Origin of the sequence: Flavobacterium sp. (genome assembly GCF_965657075.1) — a bacterium.
Taxonomy (GTDB): Bacteria; Bacteroidota; Bacteroidia; order Flavobacteriales; family Flavobacteriaceae; genus Flavobacterium.
The window spans coordinates 203,940-220,518 of sequence record NZ_CBFHMV010000001.1 but is presented as its reverse complement, the minus strand read 5'-3'; the positions used below and the strand labels follow the sequence as shown (position 1 = coordinate 220,518).

Below are 16,579 nucleotides of genomic sequence, written 5' to 3'. Positions count from 1 at the left end.
TTTTCTATTTTCACCCTTTACAAGGTATGAAACATCTAAACTAAAACTTAACTTTCTTTTTCTAAAACTTATAAATTAATCCTGAGTATAATCCGATAAAATAAGGATTAAAGTTTCCTGAATTGTTTTTATAAGTATTTATTTGATGTTTTATCATAGGATTAAAACTAGCTTCAAACGATTTTAAGAAGTTATATTTTATTCCTAAACCTAAATTTCCACTAAAGTGAACATTATTTAAGTTACTGGCCTCACCTATTTCCATAGTCATTCCATTAGATATTAATGAAACTGAATTTTGATTTAAAAACAAGGAACTAAATCCGCCAATAACATCAACACTAAATTTATTGTCAATTAACTTATAACTTAATTCTACAGGCATTTCAATAAAATTAATTTGTTGGTTTAAAATTCCTTTTGTGTTTATCACTACATTTTCAACATCTGTTGACAAGGATGTCACTTTGCTTTTATCAATAAAAACAATTCCTTGACCGTTTGCATTTCTACTCAAATTCGTATTGTCATTAGCAACAGCATTAAGAGTTGAACTGTAAAACACATCGTTGGTATTATATTCAAAATTTAAATTATTGACTCCTGCTCTTACATTCAATTTGTCTGTAATTGCATAGCCAACTCCAACCCCATAACTCACACTTGGTTTAAATGTTTTTGTGTTTTCTGCAAATTGATTGCCTAAAGGTGAACCGTTAGTCAAAGAATTGAAATAAACAGGAGCTACGTTAGACATAACTCCCCATCTATTTCTTTTTTCTTTTTCATCAGCATTTAATCCCACTTCTTTTTCTTTTAGCAATTCCTCTAATTCAGAAACTTCCTTCGAAATTGTAGCTACTAGAGTACTATCGTTAACCGATTTAATTTCATTTATATTAAAAACTAAATCATTTGTTGTTGTATTTTTTTTATCAAAAATCAATTCTTTTTCTGATAATTCAGAATTAATACTATTAGATTCTTTGAATAAATTAGAACCGTTAGAGTTATTAGAACTGTTTGAATTATCTGTAAATATGCTTTTATTTGAGTAAAATTTACCCGAATTTTCTATGTTGTCAGTAATATTTTTTTTGTTGCTATTGGTGAGATTTGAACTTGAATTATCTTCAAATTGTTTTACATTTTCATCTGTATTTTTACTGCCGTTAACATACTTGGTATTATTGTTAAGCTCAAAAGTGTTTGTTTTATTATTTAATTTTTTATTTTCAATTGTTGGTGTAGTTGTATTGAAATAATCATACCCTATTAACCCTAACAATAAAAACGAAGCCGCTATTCCCGTTGACATAAACCAAAGAGGAATAACTCTTCTTTTCTTTTTCTTTTCATTTAATCTTTGGGCAATATTGTTCCAGGCATCAGCTGGTGGCATTGCTTCAAAATCTTTGAATTTTTCTTGAAATAAACGTTCTATATTTTTGTTTTCTTTCATTTAATCTTTGGAACTGAAATATTGTTGTTCTGTTCTATTTTTTGTTTTAAAATGCCTTTAGCTCTTGCTAAATTAGATTTTGATGTTCCTATATTAATATCAAGCATTTCTGCAATTTCTTTGTGCGAAAAACCATCCATCACATAAAGATTAAAAACCAATCTGTAGCGTTCCGGTAATTCTTGAATAATTTTAGTCAAAAAATCAATCGAAACATCTTCATCTTCAATTTCAACGTCTTCAACTTCTGGATAATTATCTGAAACTATTTCAAAAATCTTTTTTTTCTTATATTGTTGAAGAATATGATTGGTCATTAATCGCTTACACCATCCTTCAAACGAACCTAAATTTTTAAACTGACTTATTTTTTCAAAAATTAAAATAAATCCGTCTTGTAAATTATCTTGAGCTTCTTCATAACTTCGTGAATACTTAAGACAAACGGAGAATAATTTAGGTGCTAACAACCTATATATTTGTTCTTGAGCCTTAGTATCATCTTTTTTACAGTCATTTATCAGCTGTTCGATTATCAAAGTTTTCTATATTACCGGGATTTCATACTCTAAAAATACATCTTGCCCATTATCATCTTTACCCTGAAAAAATTTAAAAATGTATGACCCGTTATTGGTTACAAAAAAATCTAATGATTGTTCTTGAATGTTATTTTCAAGAGGTAAACAATCGTTACTTTCAACAACAAATCCCTGCACGGCAACTGTTCTTACATTTAAATTCTTTTCATAATAAAAGGAATTAAAACCATGACAGGTAGTCGGTCTTTTATATCTTATTGTAAAGGTGTGTGTTTCTCCTAAATGCAATTCATCAGGAACAACTACAGATTCAATTTCTAATATTTCAAAACGATAGTTTGGCTCATTGTCATCTAAACTACATGAAATAGAAAACAATGTTAAAAATAAAATTAGTGTTATTTTTTTTAAGCTATTCATATGTAAACATTTTATTAATAGATTCTAAAATTTGTAAAAGGTTGCGTCTGTTTTAAAAAAAATCCCGTTAATAACAACGGGATTTTTTTTATTCTGCTTTTTCTTTCAAAGTTTCTTTTATTTTTTGTTCCAATTCATCCATTAATTCTGGATTATCTTTAATTAAAATTTTAACACTATCACGACCTTGACCTAGTTTGGTTTCACCATAACTAAACCAAGAACCGCTTTTCTTTACTATTTCAAATTCAACTGCTAAATCTAAAATTTCACCTACTTTAGAAATTCCTTCACCATACATAATATCAAACTCTGCCGTTCTAAAAGGTGGTGCAACTTTATTTTTCACCACTTTAACTTTAGCTCTGTTTCCAATTACGCTATCTCCATCTTTTATCTGAGATGATTTTCTAATATCTAACCTTACAGAAGCATAAAATTTAAGTGCATTTCCTCCTGTTGTTGTTTCGGGACTTCCAAACATAACACCAATTTTATCTCTTAACTGATTGATGAAGAATACGGTACAATTAGTTTTGTGAATAGTTCCTGTTAATTTTCTTAGAGCTTGTGACATTAAACGAGCATGTAATCCCATTTTTGAATCTCCCATGTCTCCCTCAATTTCGCTCTTTGGGGTTAAAGCAGCTACAGAGTCAATTACAACAATATCTATAGCTCCTGAACGAATTAAACCCTCAGCAATTTCTAAAGCTTGTTCCCCATTATCCGGTTGAGAAATAATTAAATTATCAATATCAACTCCTAATTTTTGAGCATAAAAACGATCAAAGGCATGTTCAGCATCAATAAAAGCGGCAATTCCTCCTGCTTTTTGAGCTTCTGCAATGGCATGTAAAGTTAAAGTTGTTTTACCTGAAGATTCTGGACCATAAATTTCAATGATTCTTCCTCTAGGATAACCATTTACACCCAACGCAATATCAATACCCAATGAACCAGAAGGTATAGCCTCAACTTCTTCAACGGCTGTATCACCCAATTTCATTACGGTTCCTTTTCCGTAGGTTTTATCTAATTTGTCTAATGTTAGCTGTAACGCTTTTAATTTGGCTTCTTTATCTGAACTCATAATCGCATATATTTTTCGTAAAAATACTTCTTTTTTTTGTTGTGCCAAAAATTGTTAATATGTTTTATTTTAGATTTAAAAATTTGATTTTTAAGTCATTTTTTTAACTTTGCATTAGAATTCTTCCATTTAGAATTTCAAAATAATAGTTTCTCACTTAAACGTTTATAGCATGCAACTGTATAACACCTTAAGCGCAGAAGAAAGAGCTCAACTTATTGATGAAGCAGGTAAGCAACGTCTTACACTTTCTTTTTATGCGTATGCCAAAATTGAAGACCCCAAAAAATTTAGAAATGATTTATTCGTAGCTTGGAATGCACTCGATGCGCTAGGTCGAATCTATGTAGCTTATGAAGGAATAAATGCTCAAATGAGTGTTCCTGCCGATAATTTTGAAGCTTTTCGCGAAACGCTGGAAGTTTATGATTTCATGAAAGGTATTCGATTAAATGAAGCTGTTGATCAAGATGACCATTCATTTCTTAAATTAACGATAAAAGTACGTCACAAAATTGTAGCAGACGGTTTAAACGATGCTACTTTTGATGTAACCAATAAAGGAGTTCATTTAAGAGCTAAAGAATTCAATGCGATTTTAGAAGATCCAAACACTATTGTTGTAGATTTTAGAAATCACTACGAAAGTGAAGTTGGACATTTCAAAGGAGCAATAACTCCTGATGTAGAAACTTTTAGAGAAAGTTTACCAATAATAAACGAACAATTAAAGGAATTTAAAGAAACCAAAAATCTAGTGATGTATTGTACTGGAGGAATTCGTTGTGAAAAAGCGAGTGCTTATTACAAACATAAGGGTTTCAAAAATGTATTTCAATTAGAAGGTGGAATTATTCAATACGCTAAACAAATCAAAGAAGAAGGTCTTGAAAGCAAATTCATTGGAAAAAACTTCGTTTTTGATAATCGTTTAGGGGAAAGAATTACTGAAGATATTGTTGCGCAATGTCATCAATGTGGAAAACCTTGTGATAATCATACCAATTGTTACAATGATGGTTGCCATTTATTGTTTATTCAATGTGATGAATGTAAAGCTGTAATGGAAAATTGTTGTTCCGTAGAATGTCAAGAAACAACTCATTTATCTTTGGCTGAACAAGTAAAATTAAGAAGTGGAAAACAAGTAGGAAACAAAGTTTTTAGAAAAGGAAAATCTGAAAATTTAAAATTCAAACATTCAGGTGAATTAAGTGATGTTTCATTAGCTGTTGTTAGTAAAACGAAAGATATTCGTCAAAAAATTAAAGTAAAAAAAATCTTACTTGGCAAAGCAGAACATTACTATGTAAAAGCACAAATAGGACTTTTTTCTATTGAAAATCAAGAAATTAAGGTTGGCGATAAAATTTTAATTACAGGACCAACAACTGGAAGTCAAGAATTAATTTTAGAAAAAATGTTTGTAAACGGACAAGAAGCTTCTGAAGCTAAAAATGGTGACAAAATCACTTTTGAAGTTCCTTTTAGAGTAAGACTTTCCGATAAAGTATTTAAGATTTTAAATTAAGATTACAACAACAATATACTTTAAAAAACCTATTTACGTTTAAATGTAAGTAGGTTTTCTTTTGGTGTAGCTATTTAACGTTTTACTATATGTAAAATTATAGTATCTTTACACTCAAAACACATTTTTGACAAGTAGTTCTTTAATCGGAACAACCAATATATATACAAATTATGGCATGTACAAACTGTTCCACGGGTGCTAAAGATGGCACACCAAAAGGATGTAAAAATAACGGGACTTGCGGCACCGATAGCTGCAATAAATTAACAGTTTTTGATTGGTTAGCCAACATGACTTTACCTGGTGGTCAGGAACCCTTCAATGCAGTTGAAATACGATTTAAAAATGGTAGAAAAGAATTTTTTAGAAATACCGAAAAACTAACTCTCTCTATAGGAGATGTTGTTGCAACCGAAGCTTCACCCGGTCATGACATAGGAATCGTATCATTAACTGGTGAACTTGTTAAGGTTCAAATGAAGAAAAAAGGTGAAAATCCTGATGCAGAATTAGCAAAAGTTTACAGAAAAGCTTCTCAAAAAGACATTGATATATGGAGTCAATGCAGAGAAAAAGAAGAAAAAATAAAAGTTAAAGCAAGAGAAATTGCTATAAACCTTAAACTAGAAATGAAAATTTCTGATATTGAATTTCAAGGTGATGGTTCTAAAGCAACTTTTTATTATACAGCCAATGACAGAGTAGATTTTAGACAATTAATCAAAGAATTTGCTCGTGAATTCAGCATAAGAATCGAAATGAAACAAGTTGGATTCCGTCAAGAAGCTTCTAGACTTGGAGGAATTGGTTCATGTGGTAGAGAATTATGTTGTTCTACTTGGTTGACCGATTTTAGAAGTGTAAATACATCGGCAGCTCGTTACCAACAACTGTCATTAAACCCACAAAAGCTTGCAGGACAGTGTGGTAAGTTAAAATGTTGTTTAAATTATGAATTAGACACTTATTTAGATGCTTTAAAACACATTCCAGATATGGATACCAAATTGTACACTGAAAAAGGAGATGCTTTTTGTCAAAAAATTGATATTTTTAAAGAACTAATGTGGTTTTCTTATGCAAACAATCCGGCTCATTGGCATGTTTTACCAGTAGCTCAAGTACAAGAAATTTTAACTGTAAATAAGAAAAAAGAAAGAGTTGCTTCTTTAGAAGATTTTGTTATTGAAGTAATTCCAACCATCGAAAAAACATATCAAAATGTTGTAGGTCAAGACAGTTTAACGAGATTTGATCAACCAGTTAGAAAAAACAACAATAAGAAAAAGAAGAAAAATTTTAATAAAAAGCCCAATGCACCTAAAAATAAGTAAGGTATTTTTTTTAATTTTAGTTGTCTTTTTTGTCTCTTGTGATGAAAAAAGATATTTTGATGATTATAAAAACCTCGACGGGAAATGGTCTAACAAAGAAGACATTAGTTTTTCTTTTGAGCAGAATGATAGCATCAATCTTTATAATATGTTTGTAAATATTAGAAATAATAATGATTATCCATTTAATAATTTATTTCTAATTGTTAAAATGAATCAGCCGGATAATGTAATCAAAATTGATACTTTGCAATATGAAATGACTAAACCTGACGGTACTTTATTAGGGGAAGGCATTACAGACACTAAACACAATAAACTTTGGTATAAAGAAAACTATAAATTCCCATTAAAAGGGAAATATACCGTTACTGTTGAACAAGCCAATAGAGAATCTGGAAAAATTAATGGAACAGATGTTCTTGAAGGTGTTACTGAAGTAGGTTTTAGAATTGAAAAAAAATAATTTAGAGTATGGCAACTGCAAAAAAAACAAATAAAGACGATTTTTCCGATTATGTAAAAAAGTTTTGGACACTTTTTATTTATGGGTTAGTTGGTTCTGTAGCTTTTTTCTTTTTAGCATCTTGGGGCTTTTTTGGTGAAATGCCTTCATTTGATGAATTAGAAAATCCAAATTCAAATATTGCTTCCGAAATTATATCTTCTGACGGAAAAACTATTGGAAAGTTCGCTCTAGAAAACAGAATTCCTATTAAATATAAAGATTTACCTAAAGATTTAATAAATGCCTTAGTTTCAACTGAAGACGAACGTTTTTATGAACACTCAGGTATAGATGCAAAAGGTACTTTACGTGCAGTTGTAAAACTTGGTAAAGATGGTGGTGCAAGTACCATTACTCAACAATTAGCAAAAAACTTATTTCACGGTAGTGATGGCGCAAAAAATATTATTGTCAGAATTGTTCAAAAAGTAAAAGAATGGATTATTGCTGTCAAATTAGAACGACAATATACCAAACAAGAAATAATTGCAATGTACCTGAATCAGGTTGATTTTGTTAATAACGCGATCGGAATTTCTTCTGCTTCTAAAACCTATTTTAATAAAAAAACAAAGGATTTAACAACCGAAGAAAGTGCCGTTTTAGTAGGAATGCTAAAAAACCCATCTTTGTATAATCCCAACAGAAAATCTAGAGAAAAAATTGTTTTAGAAAGAAGAAATACTGTTCTTGGCCAAATGGTTAGAAACAATCATTTAACCGAAGCTAAATATAATGAACTAATAGTAAAACCTATAAAATTAGATTTTAAACTAGAAAATCATAACGATGGAATTGCAACTTATTTTAGAGAATATTTACGTGAATATTTAAAAAAATGGACAAAAAATAATCCAAAACCAGATGGAAGTACTTATGACATTCATAAAGATGGATTAAAAATTTACACCACAATTGATTCTAAAATGCAAGTTCATGCCGAAGCAGCTGTAACACAACATTTAAAAAATCTTCAAAAAGAATTTTTCATAGCATCAAAAGGAAGAAAAAATGCTCCATTTGTTGATTTAACTGAAGAAGAAACAAAAAGTATCATCAACCGTTCCATGAAAAATTCTGAACGTTGGAGAATAATGAAAAAAGATGATAAAACAGAAGAGGAAATAATCAAATCATTTGATGTAAAAACCAAAATGAAAATCTTTACTTGGAATGGTGAAAGAGATACAATAATGACTCCTAAGGATTCTATTATTTACTACAAGCACTTTCTTCAAACAGGTTTAATGGCTATGGAACCTCAAACGGGTTATGTAAAAGCTTGGGTTGGCGGAATAGATCATAAATTTTTTCAGTACGATCACGTAGGTCAAGGAGCTAGGCAAGTGGGTTCTACATTTAAGCCTTTTGTATATGCAACCGCTATTAACGAATTAGGAATGTCGCCTTGTGACTCTATTTATGATTCAAGATTTACAATGCCTAAAGGCAGATGGGGAATTCCTCAATCGTGGTCGCCAGAAAATTCAGGAAACAAATATTTTGGATTAGTTAATCTTAAAACTGCATTAGCGAAATCTTTAAATACGGTTTCTGCAAAACTCATGGATAAAGTTGGTCCAGCGGCTGTTGTAAAAATGGCCAATAATTTGGGAGTAAATTCTGAAATTCCAGAAAAACCAGCCATTTGTCTTGGTGCTGTAGAAATTACGGTAAGTGATATGGTAGCTGCTATGAGTACTTTTGTTAACGAAGGGCAATATGTAAAACCTCAAATTATAACCCGAATAGAAGACAAAAATGGAGTTGTTATTTATGAGGTAATTCCAGAAACTAGAGAAGTTGTAAACAAAGATGTTGCCTATGCTGTTGTAAAATTAATGACTGGCGTAACAACTGATGGTTCCGGTGAAAGATTAAGAAGAGGCGGCGCAGGAATTACAACATATAATTATGCATTTACTAATGAAATTGCTGGTAAAACAGGAACAACTCAAAATAACTCAGACGGATGGTTTATTGGTATGGTTCCAAATTTAACTTGCGGTGTTTGGGTAGGTAATGAAGACAGAGCTGCTCACTTTAGGAGCACAGCTTTAGGTCAAGGAGCAACTATGGCTCTTCCTATTTGGGGAATTTTTATGGATAAGTGTTATAAAGATAAATCGTTAAATATTTCTCAAGAAAATTTTCCTCGACCAGAAAATACTTCAATTAAAGTAGATTGTTGGACGCCAAGAAAAGTGATTGATTCTTTAGACACAAACATGTCTGATCCAAATGAACTAGAATTATAACAAACTAAAAACATCTTTGAAAAAAGGTGTTTTTTTTATACTTTTAAAAAAATTTAACTTCAAAAATGATAAATAGAAAAGTCAATAATGTACAAGAAGCCTTGCTAGGTATAAAAGACAACATCACAATAATGTTAGGCGGTTTTGGTCTTTGTGGAATTCCAGAAAACAGTATTGCTGAATTAGTAAAAATGAACGTTTCTGGTTTAACTTGCATTTCAAATAATGCAGGTGTTGACGATTTTGGACTTGGCCTCTTACTTCAAAAAAAACAAATCAAAAAAATGATTTCTTCTTATGTAGGAGAAAATGCAGAATTTGAACGCCAAATGCTTTCAGGAGAATTAGATGTTGAATTAACGCCTCAAGGAACCTTAGCGGAAAAATGTAGAGCAGCTCAAGCAGGAATTCCAGCTTTTTTTACACCAGCAGGTTACGGTACAGAAGTAGCTGAAGGAAAAGAAACTAGAGAATTCAACGGAAAAATGCACGTTATGGAATTAGCTTATCAAGCTGATTTTTCCATTGTAAAAGCATGGAAAGGAGATGAAGCTGGAAATTTAATTTTTAAAGGAACCGCTAGAAACTTTAATGCTGTTATGGCTGGAGCTGCAAAAATCACAATAGCTGAAGTAGAAGAATTAGTACCTGCAGGAACATTAGATCCCAATCAAATTCATATTCCAGGAATCATGGTGAATCGTATTTTCCAAGGAAAAAAATTTGAAAAGAGAATTGAACAAAGAACTGTTAGACAAAAGTAGATGGAAGTGTTTAGTTTTTAGTGTTCAGTAAAAAGTATTAAAAAACCAATTTTGGGATAATTTTGAAAATTTAATTATTCTTAATTTCTAAATGGTATAAATTTTAAAATCATGTTAACAAAAGAAGATATAGCAAAACGAATTGCAAAAGAAGTAAAAGATGGTTACTACGTAAACTTAGGAATAGGAATTCCAACTCTTGTAGCCAATTTTGTAAGAAATGATATTTCTGTTGAATTTCAATCTGAAAATGGCGTTTTAGGAATGGGTCCTTTTCCTTTTGAAGGTGAAGAAGATGCAGATATTATTAACGCAGGAAAGCAAACCATCACCACTTTACCAGGAGCAAGTTTCTTTGATTCAGCGTTTAGTTTTGGAATGATAAGAGCTCAAAAAGTAGATTTAACAATTTTGGGAGCCATGGAAGTTTCTGAAAATGGTGATATAGCCAATTGGAAAATTCCAGGAAAAATGGTCAAAGGGATGGGTGGAGCAATGGATTTAGTAGCTTCGGCAGAAAATATTATTGTGGCAATGATGCACGTTAATAGAGCAGGAGAATCTAAACTACTAAAAAGATGTTCGCTTCCCTTAACAGGCGTTGGTTGTGTTAAGAAAATCGTTACAGAATTAGCTGTGATTGAAGTAACTCCAAAAGGATTTAAATTATTGGAAAGAGCTCCAGGAGTTACTGTCGAAGAAATTCAAAAAGCGACCGAAGGCACATTAATTATAGAAGGGGAAATTCCTGAAATGAATTTAAATTAAAGATATAATAAGAATTTCGATTGCAATTTGTAATCGGGATTTTTTTATTATTGAATCTTATGCATGACATCAAAACTAATTTTTTGTTTTTTATAAATGCTGTCTTTTGGAGTTATATATTTTTTTATCCAATTTTTGTTTTCCAGAATATAATTGACAGAATCAGAAAATGTTAAAGTTCCCATCTCATCATTATCATCTTCTTCTTGCCAATAATTTTCATGTCTAGCTCCTAATTTTGAATTACTTATTTCTTCAAAGGTAGTTGAAGTGAACCAACCACCATCACCAACACTATAAAAAGTGTCTATTAACTGAATATTTTCTTTTCTAACGTCAATTAAAAAATTGGTTTGTGTATATCCACATGCAGGATATCCATTTGTAATAATTATATAAGGAGAATATTCATGCTTTTCACTAAAATTAAATAATGTATTTCCATGCCAATCAGACTCATCTATTAAAAAATTTACATTAACGGAAAAATTATTTTCAAGTTTACCATTTCTATAAAAATCAAATTTAAATTTCGACTCTTCAATACCATCATTAGTAAAGTTTTTCTCAAGTAATTTGATTAAAATAAAATCATCTTCTTCCAAGTCTTTATCAAAGCTTAATTTTAAAGTATCTGTTTTTAAAACTATTTCGTTAGCGATTTTAGAAGTTGTATTTTTAGCTAATATTTCTTTTTTCTCTTTATTACAAGCGAAAATAAAAAGTAGCCCTATTATTGAAAAGTATCTCATAAATTTACTGTTTTCCCACTATTCAAATATTCCAATAAAACTTCACTGGCATTGCCAAAAGTTGGGTGTTGGTCTGATAAATTCACTATTCTCTTTTTATTTAATTTATAAGTCAAATCAAATTCGGTAGTAAATAAAATTACTGATAAAAAAGGATTGTTTAAAAATGGAAGTAATCTGTCGAATGCTTTATCAATGGTATAAATTTCAAATAACTCATCCTGTTGAAACCTAAATTTTAACTCTAATTTTAGATCGTTTTCATCTATTGTAGGACGAATGTAAATGTTTTTTAATTCCGTATTTCCGATGGTTTTTGCAAAAGTTAATTTTGCAAAAGTTCCATCAGCTAAACTTGTTTTAAATTTCGAATAAAAATCTTTGAAAGAATCGTCAAACATACTTTTTGTTATTAATTGATAGGCTTTGTTTATTTTTTTTACTCCTGAACTTGATTCAAGATTTTTAATTTCCATAACATTTAGAGATTCTGAATCAAGTTCAGAATGATAAATAAGACTAAAAAAACCAACTGGCCACAAAGATAGCAGTTATTACACAAATTAAATCTACTAAAAGCATTGTTCCTAGTGTATATCTTGTATTTTTCATATTGATACTTCCAAAATAAACCGCAATTACGTAGAACGTTGTTTCAGCACTACATTGAAAAATACTACTCAATCTTCCTGTTAATGAATCTGGTCCATAAGTTTTCATTGCATCAATCATAAAACCACGAGAACCTCCAGAACTAAAGGGTCGTAACATGGCAACTGGTAACGAATCTGTAATTTCTTTACTCATTCCTGCATGTGAAGCTACAAATGAAATTCCATTAGAAATCAAATCAAACAAACCGCTATTTCTAAACATTGAAATTGCAACTAGCATCGCTAAAACATAAGGAAAAATAGTTACTCCCGTTTTTAAACCGTTGTTAGCACCAACCACAAATGAATCAAAAATAGTGGTGTTTAAGGCTGTGAATTTCTTTTCGTTTATGAATGAAAATATTAATGTTACTGCAATAATTCCTACCAGCATTAATCCTGATAAATTAGAAGTAAAAAAGTTTTTTTCTACTAGATTCATTTTATTTATAAAAAATAACAAACCAACTATTGCTCCAATTAAACTCATTAATCCTACTAATAAAGTGGCACTTTTAAAATTAATTTTCTGACGTATTCCAACTATTAAAAAAGCAGCTATAGTACCAATAAATGAAGTGATTATACAAGGTAACATGACATCTGCTGGATTTGCTGCATTTTCGGCTGCTCGATATCCAATAATTGATGTAGGTATTAGAGTTAAACCAGCGGCATGTAAACACATAAACATAATTTGAGCATCACTAGCTTTATCTTTATCTGGATTTATTTCTTGTAAACTTTGCATAGCTTTCAGTCCAAATGGAGTTGCAGCAGAATCTAATCCAAGAAAATTTGCCGCAAAATTCAGTGTCATGTAAGAAATTGACTCATGGTTTTTGGGTACAGAAGGAAATATTTTTGAAAAAACTGGGCTTAATTTTTTAGCTAATTTTTCAGAAGCACCAGAATCGATAAGTAGTTGCATCAAACCACAAAAAAATGCTAAATAAGCAATTAACGGAATTATTAATTCTACCAAACTATACTTAGCCGTTTCCAACAACCCATCGGATTTTTGAACACCACTGTATATTTTTACCGTTTTGTTTTTATAAACATAAGAAGTATCAGGCTTAATTCTTATTGACTTTTGTAATGAAGTTATATCTGTATTAACTCTAAAAGTTTTTAAAACATAGGTACTATCTTTTGAATTAATGATGCTATCTTTGATAGAAACTGGAATTTCATTTAAAAACTTTTCAGAAACTAAAACCGGATCTCCTTTTTTGCCGTTTATAATATAGTCAATGGTGTAAACATCTTTTATTAAAAAACTTATTACAACAAAAAATATTGACGAGATAAAAATTGTTAGCCAAAATCTACTAAGTACCATAAAATTAATTTTTGTAAATATAATTCATTAAAGATTAATATTTAAATATTACAAAAGCTTGTTTGCGCTAACTTTTTAACAACTATTCAACTTTCAATTGTAAAATAAAAATTATATTTGTAATTACTTAAAAAAATTTTATGAAAAAAAACTTATTCACTTATTTATTAATAGTATTTACATTTTTGATTTCTTTTGGACAATCTAAAGACGATGTTGAAATTATTACAAAAAAATATGATAAAAATGCCATTAACCAAAAAATTGTTGAATTTGAAATCTTTGAAAAAAAACAAAAAGAATATGCTCTAATTCAGGCAAGAAATAATGGTTGGCAAGAATTTATTAAAAAAGATGATGGAAATTTTCAAGAATTAATGGATATAACACCGGATGGTTTTCCTATATATTATTCAACTGAAAATCAAGACGCTGCAATTTCTACAAGAACTAATTTTATTAACTCAGGTGGACAATTAGGACTTGATCTTAATGGTCAAAATATGATTGCAAGGATTTGGGACGGTGGAACAGTCAGAAGAACACATAGCTTTTTTGACAATAGAATAACTACTGTCGATGATCTGTCTGGAAATAGTTACAGTGCCCATGCCACACATGTAACTGGCACTATTTTGGCGTCTAATATAAACCCTTCAACAAAAGGTATGGCATTTCAAGCTACGGGAAGAACTTTTAATTGGACAAATGATGAAAGTGAAGCAGCTAGTGAAGCTCTTTTAGGAATGCTAATTTCAAATCATTCTTATGGTGTTCCATTGACTAGTAGTAGCGGTTCCACTCTTCCAGCATGGTATGTTGGAACTTATAGTTTAGAGGCAAAACAATGGGATGAGATTACTTTTTTAGCACCATATTATCTTCCAGTAATGTCTGCGGGGAATGATGGTAACAATAATAATAATACAAATCCAATTGCGATAGGGTATGATAAATTAACAAGTAATAAAACAGCCAAAAACATTCTAACTGTGGCAAATGCTCAAGATGCTAATATTTCTCAAGTTGATGGTTCATTAATTAATGTTCAAATCAATTCATCTAGTAGTCAAGGGCCTACTGATGATAGAAGGATAAAACCAGATATTACTGGTAATGGTACTAATCTAACTTCTTCAACTAGTGAAAGTGATTTTGCTACATCTACTTACAGTGGAACATCAATGTCTAGTCCCAATATCGCAGGTACTTTATTACTTCTACAACAACATTATAAGAATAAAACCACATCTTTCATGAAAGCTGCAACTTTAAAAGGTTTAGCATGTCATACTGCAGATGATGCCGGTAATATTGGTCCAGATGCAAAATTCGGGTGGGGTTTATTGAATGCAAAAGTTGCTGTTGAAGCAATTAATAATAACGGCTTAAGTTCATGGGTTTCCGAAGAAGATCTTAAAAATAATGAAACATATTCAATGACCGTTAAATCAAACGGAAATTCACCCTTGATAGCAACTATTTGTTGGACAGATGTACCAGGAGATGCTAACCTAGGCCAAAGACCAGCAAATGACATTACTCCTGCTTTAGTTAATAATTTAGATATAAAAATAACTAAAGATGATACAGAAGTTTTTTATCCTTGGAAACTAACATTAAATCCCTCAGAATTAGCAACGAGGAACAGTGACAATGATGTTGATAATGTTGAACAGGTAAAAATAGACTCACCAGTGTCTGGAAATTATACAATTACTGTCAAAAATAAAGGAGTATTGATAAATGGTCATCAAAATTTTTCTTTAATTATAACTGGCGTAAACTCTAGATTTGCAATTATTCCAAAATCAAATGACCTTGAATTGTGTAGCAATCAGGATGCAATTTACACATTTGATTATATTCATGCTGGTCCAGGAAACACAACTTTTTCAGTCCCAAATTTACCTCTTGGTGCAGTGGCAAATTTTTCCCCAAGTAGTTTAAATACTAGTGGAGTGGTGACCCTTACAATTAGTAATTTATCTTCAGTTAGTGCTGGTGATTACAACTTACAAATAAAGGGAGATAATGGAATCGAAACCGAAATAAGAACTAGAAAGCTAAAAATTTATTCAACAAATTTTCAACCTATAGAACTTAATACCCCAACTAATAACGAAAACACTGTATCTACCTCGACTATTTTAAAATGGGAATTAGATTTTAATGTATTAAGCTATAATGTTCAGGTATCAACATCTCCAAATTTTAATACTTTCTTAGTCAATACAAATACTTTAGGAAACAGCTTCCCGGTTAGTGGATTATTAGAAGCAACAAATTATTACTGGAGAGTTATTCCTTCTAATACTTGTGCTAATGGATTAGAGGTTGATGCCACAGTATTTAATTTCCAAACAGGTGAATTGATTTGTGGAAACAATTTTAGTGCAACTGATTTTTCAAATGCATTTATTGCAAATACACCCAATAGTAGCGCTAGTGTTCCAATTCAAGTTAGTGGGGGTTTTACTATTGGCGATTTAAATGTGGTACTAAATATTTCACATACTTATATCCAAGACATGACCTACACTCTGGAAGGACCAGCTTCAATTGGAAGTCCGACCGTTATGTTATTTAATCAACCTTGCGGTGATAATGATGATATTAACTGCACTGTGGATGATTCTGGAATAAACTTTACATGTGCTTCTACTCCACCTGCAATTTCTGGCGTTGTTAAGCCATTTGAAAATTTAAGTAATTTTAATGGTTTAATTGCAGATGGAACATGGATATTAAGCGTTGACGATCCATTTAATGGCGATGGTGGTTCTATTAACGCTGTAACTCTAGAATTTTGTAGTTTACAAGCTCCTTTAAGTAATGACGATTTTGAATTATCAAAAATTGCTGTATATCCTAATCCAACTAATGATTTAATTAATATTAATTTAAACAATGTATTGGATGGAACAACAAATTTTATATTATATGATATTCAAGGTAGAAATATAATTGAAAAAAAATCTACAAATGACATTGAAACTATTGATGTAAAAAATCTTACTGAAGGTATTTACTTGTTATCTATTTCAAATGGAAATATTCAAACTACAAGAAAAATTGTGGTAAAAAATTAAAACAACAAAGTTTATAAATTCAAAAAAGGACTTAATTAAAATTAAGTCCTTTTT

General features: G+C 30.4%; 14 protein-coding genes. 7 read left to right on the top strand and 7 right to left on the bottom strand.

What is annotated here, in order from left to right; genetic code table 11:
• Positions 1–61 precede the first annotated feature (61 nt).
• The 4 genes from ACTF56_RS01040 to recA all read right to left on the bottom strand — a co-directional run bounded on the left by ACTF56_RS01040 (position 62) and on the right by recA (position 3,517).
• Entirely contained in the window at positions 62–1,462 is a 1,401-nt protein-coding gene (locus ACTF56_RS01040; RefSeq protein ID WP_438965046.1) for a hypothetical protein, read from the bottom strand.
• A complete protein-coding gene (locus ACTF56_RS01035) occupies positions 1,459–2,001 on the bottom strand; it encodes an RNA polymerase sigma factor (protein WP_438965045.1) in 543 nt (180 codons plus the stop codon). The genes ACTF56_RS01040 and ACTF56_RS01035 overlap by 4 nt, the downstream gene beginning before the upstream one ends.
• Before the next feature lie 6 nt (positions 2,002–2,007).
• On the bottom strand, positions 2,008–2,424 hold the full coding sequence (locus ACTF56_RS01030) for a hypothetical protein (RefSeq protein WP_438965044.1): 417 nt from the start codon (positions 2,422–2,424) through the stop codon (positions 2,008–2,010).
• Between the two features lie 88 nt (positions 2,425–2,512).
• On the bottom strand, positions 2,513–3,517 hold the full coding sequence (gene recA, locus ACTF56_RS01025) for a recombinase RecA (RefSeq protein ID WP_438965043.1): 1,005 nt from the start codon (positions 3,515–3,517) through the stop codon (positions 2,513–2,515).
• A 172-nt stretch (positions 3,518–3,689) separates the two neighbouring features.
• Here recA and trhO point away from each other — a divergent pair, with 172 nt between their 5' ends.
• The 6 genes from trhO to ACTF56_RS00995 all read left to right on the top strand — a co-directional run bounded on the left by trhO (position 3,690) and on the right by ACTF56_RS00995 (position 10,683).
• Positions 3,690–5,048 carry an oxygen-dependent tRNA uridine(34) hydroxylase TrhO gene (gene trhO, locus ACTF56_RS01020; protein WP_438965042.1) on the top strand — a complete coding sequence of 453 codons (1,359 nt, stop codon included), beginning with the start codon at positions 3,690–3,692 and terminating at the stop codon, positions 5,046–5,048.
• Between the two features lie 173 nt (positions 5,049–5,221).
• Positions 5,222–6,385, top strand: coding sequence for a PSP1 domain-containing protein (locus ACTF56_RS01015; RefSeq protein ID WP_438965041.1), 1,164 nt, complete (start codon positions 5,222–5,224; stop codon positions 6,383–6,385).
• Positions 6,366–6,851 carry a gliding motility lipoprotein GldH gene (locus tag ACTF56_RS01010; RefSeq protein WP_438965040.1) on the top strand — a complete coding sequence of 162 codons (486 nt, stop codon included), beginning with the start codon at positions 6,366–6,368 and terminating at the stop codon, positions 6,849–6,851. Before ACTF56_RS01015 ends, ACTF56_RS01010 begins: the two co-directional genes overlap by 20 nt.
• Before the next feature lie 8 nt (positions 6,852–6,859).
• Positions 6,860–9,151 (top strand): penicillin-binding protein 1A, encoded by a 2,292-nt coding sequence (locus ACTF56_RS01005; protein WP_438965039.1) that lies wholly within the window; start codon positions 6,860–6,862, stop codon positions 9,149–9,151.
• Between the two features lie 65 nt (positions 9,152–9,216).
• Positions 9,217–9,915 carry a CoA transferase subunit A gene (locus ACTF56_RS01000; RefSeq protein WP_438965038.1) on the top strand — a complete coding sequence of 233 codons (699 nt, stop codon included), beginning with the start codon at positions 9,217–9,219 and terminating at the stop codon, positions 9,913–9,915.
• Between the two features lie 111 nt (positions 9,916–10,026).
• Entirely contained in the window at positions 10,027–10,683 is a 657-nt protein-coding gene (locus ACTF56_RS00995) for a CoA transferase subunit B (RefSeq protein WP_438965037.1), read from the top strand.
• A gap of 47 nt (positions 10,684–10,730) precedes the next feature.
• On the opposite strand, the gene ACTF56_RS00990 is transcribed toward ACTF56_RS00995, so the two are convergent.
• Genes ACTF56_RS00990 through ACTF56_RS00980 form a run of 3 tightly spaced genes read right to left on the bottom strand, consistent with a single transcriptional unit; the run spans position 10,731 to position 13,433 of the window.
• A complete protein-coding gene (locus ACTF56_RS00990) occupies positions 10,731–11,435 on the bottom strand; it encodes a hypothetical protein (RefSeq protein WP_438965036.1) in 705 nt (234 codons plus the stop codon).
• Complete coding sequence (locus ACTF56_RS00985) at positions 11,432–11,911, bottom strand: hypothetical protein (RefSeq protein ID WP_438965035.1); 480 nt, start codon at positions 11,909–11,911, stop codon at positions 11,432–11,434. The genes ACTF56_RS00990 and ACTF56_RS00985 overlap by 4 nt, the downstream gene beginning before the upstream one ends.
• A gap of 43 nt (positions 11,912–11,954) precedes the next feature.
• Complete coding sequence (locus tag ACTF56_RS00980) at positions 11,955–13,433, bottom strand: nucleoside recognition domain-containing protein (protein WP_438965034.1); 1,479 nt, start codon at positions 13,431–13,433, stop codon at positions 11,955–11,957.
• Between the two features lie 140 nt (positions 13,434–13,573).
• Between ACTF56_RS00980 and ACTF56_RS00975 the strand changes: the two genes are divergently transcribed.
• Complete coding sequence (locus ACTF56_RS00975; RefSeq protein WP_438965033.1) at positions 13,574–16,525, top strand: S8 family serine peptidase; 2,952 nt, start codon at positions 13,574–13,576, stop codon at positions 16,523–16,525.
• Positions 16,526–16,579 lie beyond the last annotated feature (54 nt).

Coding starts and splice junctions, on each gene's coding strand:
- ACTF56_RS01040 (WP_438965046.1), bottom strand. CDS start 1,462: ATGAAAGAAAACAAAAATATAGAACGTTTATTTCAAGAAAAATTCAAA.
- ACTF56_RS01030 (WP_438965044.1), bottom strand. CDS start 2,424: ATGAATAGCTTAAAAAAAATAACACTAATTTTATTTTTAACATTGTTT.
- recA (WP_438965043.1), bottom strand. CDS start 3,517: ATGAGTTCAGATAAAGAAGCCAAATTAAAAGCGTTACAGCTAACATTA.
- trhO (WP_438965042.1), top strand. CDS start 3,690: ATGCAACTGTATAACACCTTAAGCGCAGAAGAAAGAGCTCAACTTATT.
- ACTF56_RS01015 (WP_438965041.1), top strand. CDS start 5,222: ATGGCATGTACAAACTGTTCCACGGGTGCTAAAGATGGCACACCAAAA.
- ACTF56_RS01010 (WP_438965040.1), top strand. CDS start 6,366: ATGCACCTAAAAATAAGTAAGGTATTTTTTTTAATTTTAGTTGTCTTT.
- ACTF56_RS01005 (WP_438965039.1), top strand. CDS start 6,860: ATGGCAACTGCAAAAAAAACAAATAAAGACGATTTTTCCGATTATGTA.
- ACTF56_RS01000 (WP_438965038.1), top strand. CDS start 9,217: ATGATAAATAGAAAAGTCAATAATGTACAAGAAGCCTTGCTAGGTATA.
- ACTF56_RS00995 (WP_438965037.1), top strand. CDS start 10,027: ATGTTAACAAAAGAAGATATAGCAAAACGAATTGCAAAAGAAGTAAAA.
- ACTF56_RS00990 (WP_438965036.1), bottom strand. CDS start 11,435: ATGAGATACTTTTCAATAATAGGGCTACTTTTTATTTTCGCTTGTAAT.
- ACTF56_RS00985 (WP_438965035.1), bottom strand. CDS start 11,911: ATGGAAATTAAAAATCTTGAATCAAGTTCAGGAGTAAAAAAAATAAAC.
- ACTF56_RS00980 (WP_438965034.1), bottom strand. CDS start 13,433: ATGGTACTTAGTAGATTTTGGCTAACAATTTTTATCTCGTCAATATTT.
- ACTF56_RS00975 (WP_438965033.1), top strand. CDS start 13,574: ATGAAAAAAAACTTATTCACTTATTTATTAATAGTATTTACATTTTTG.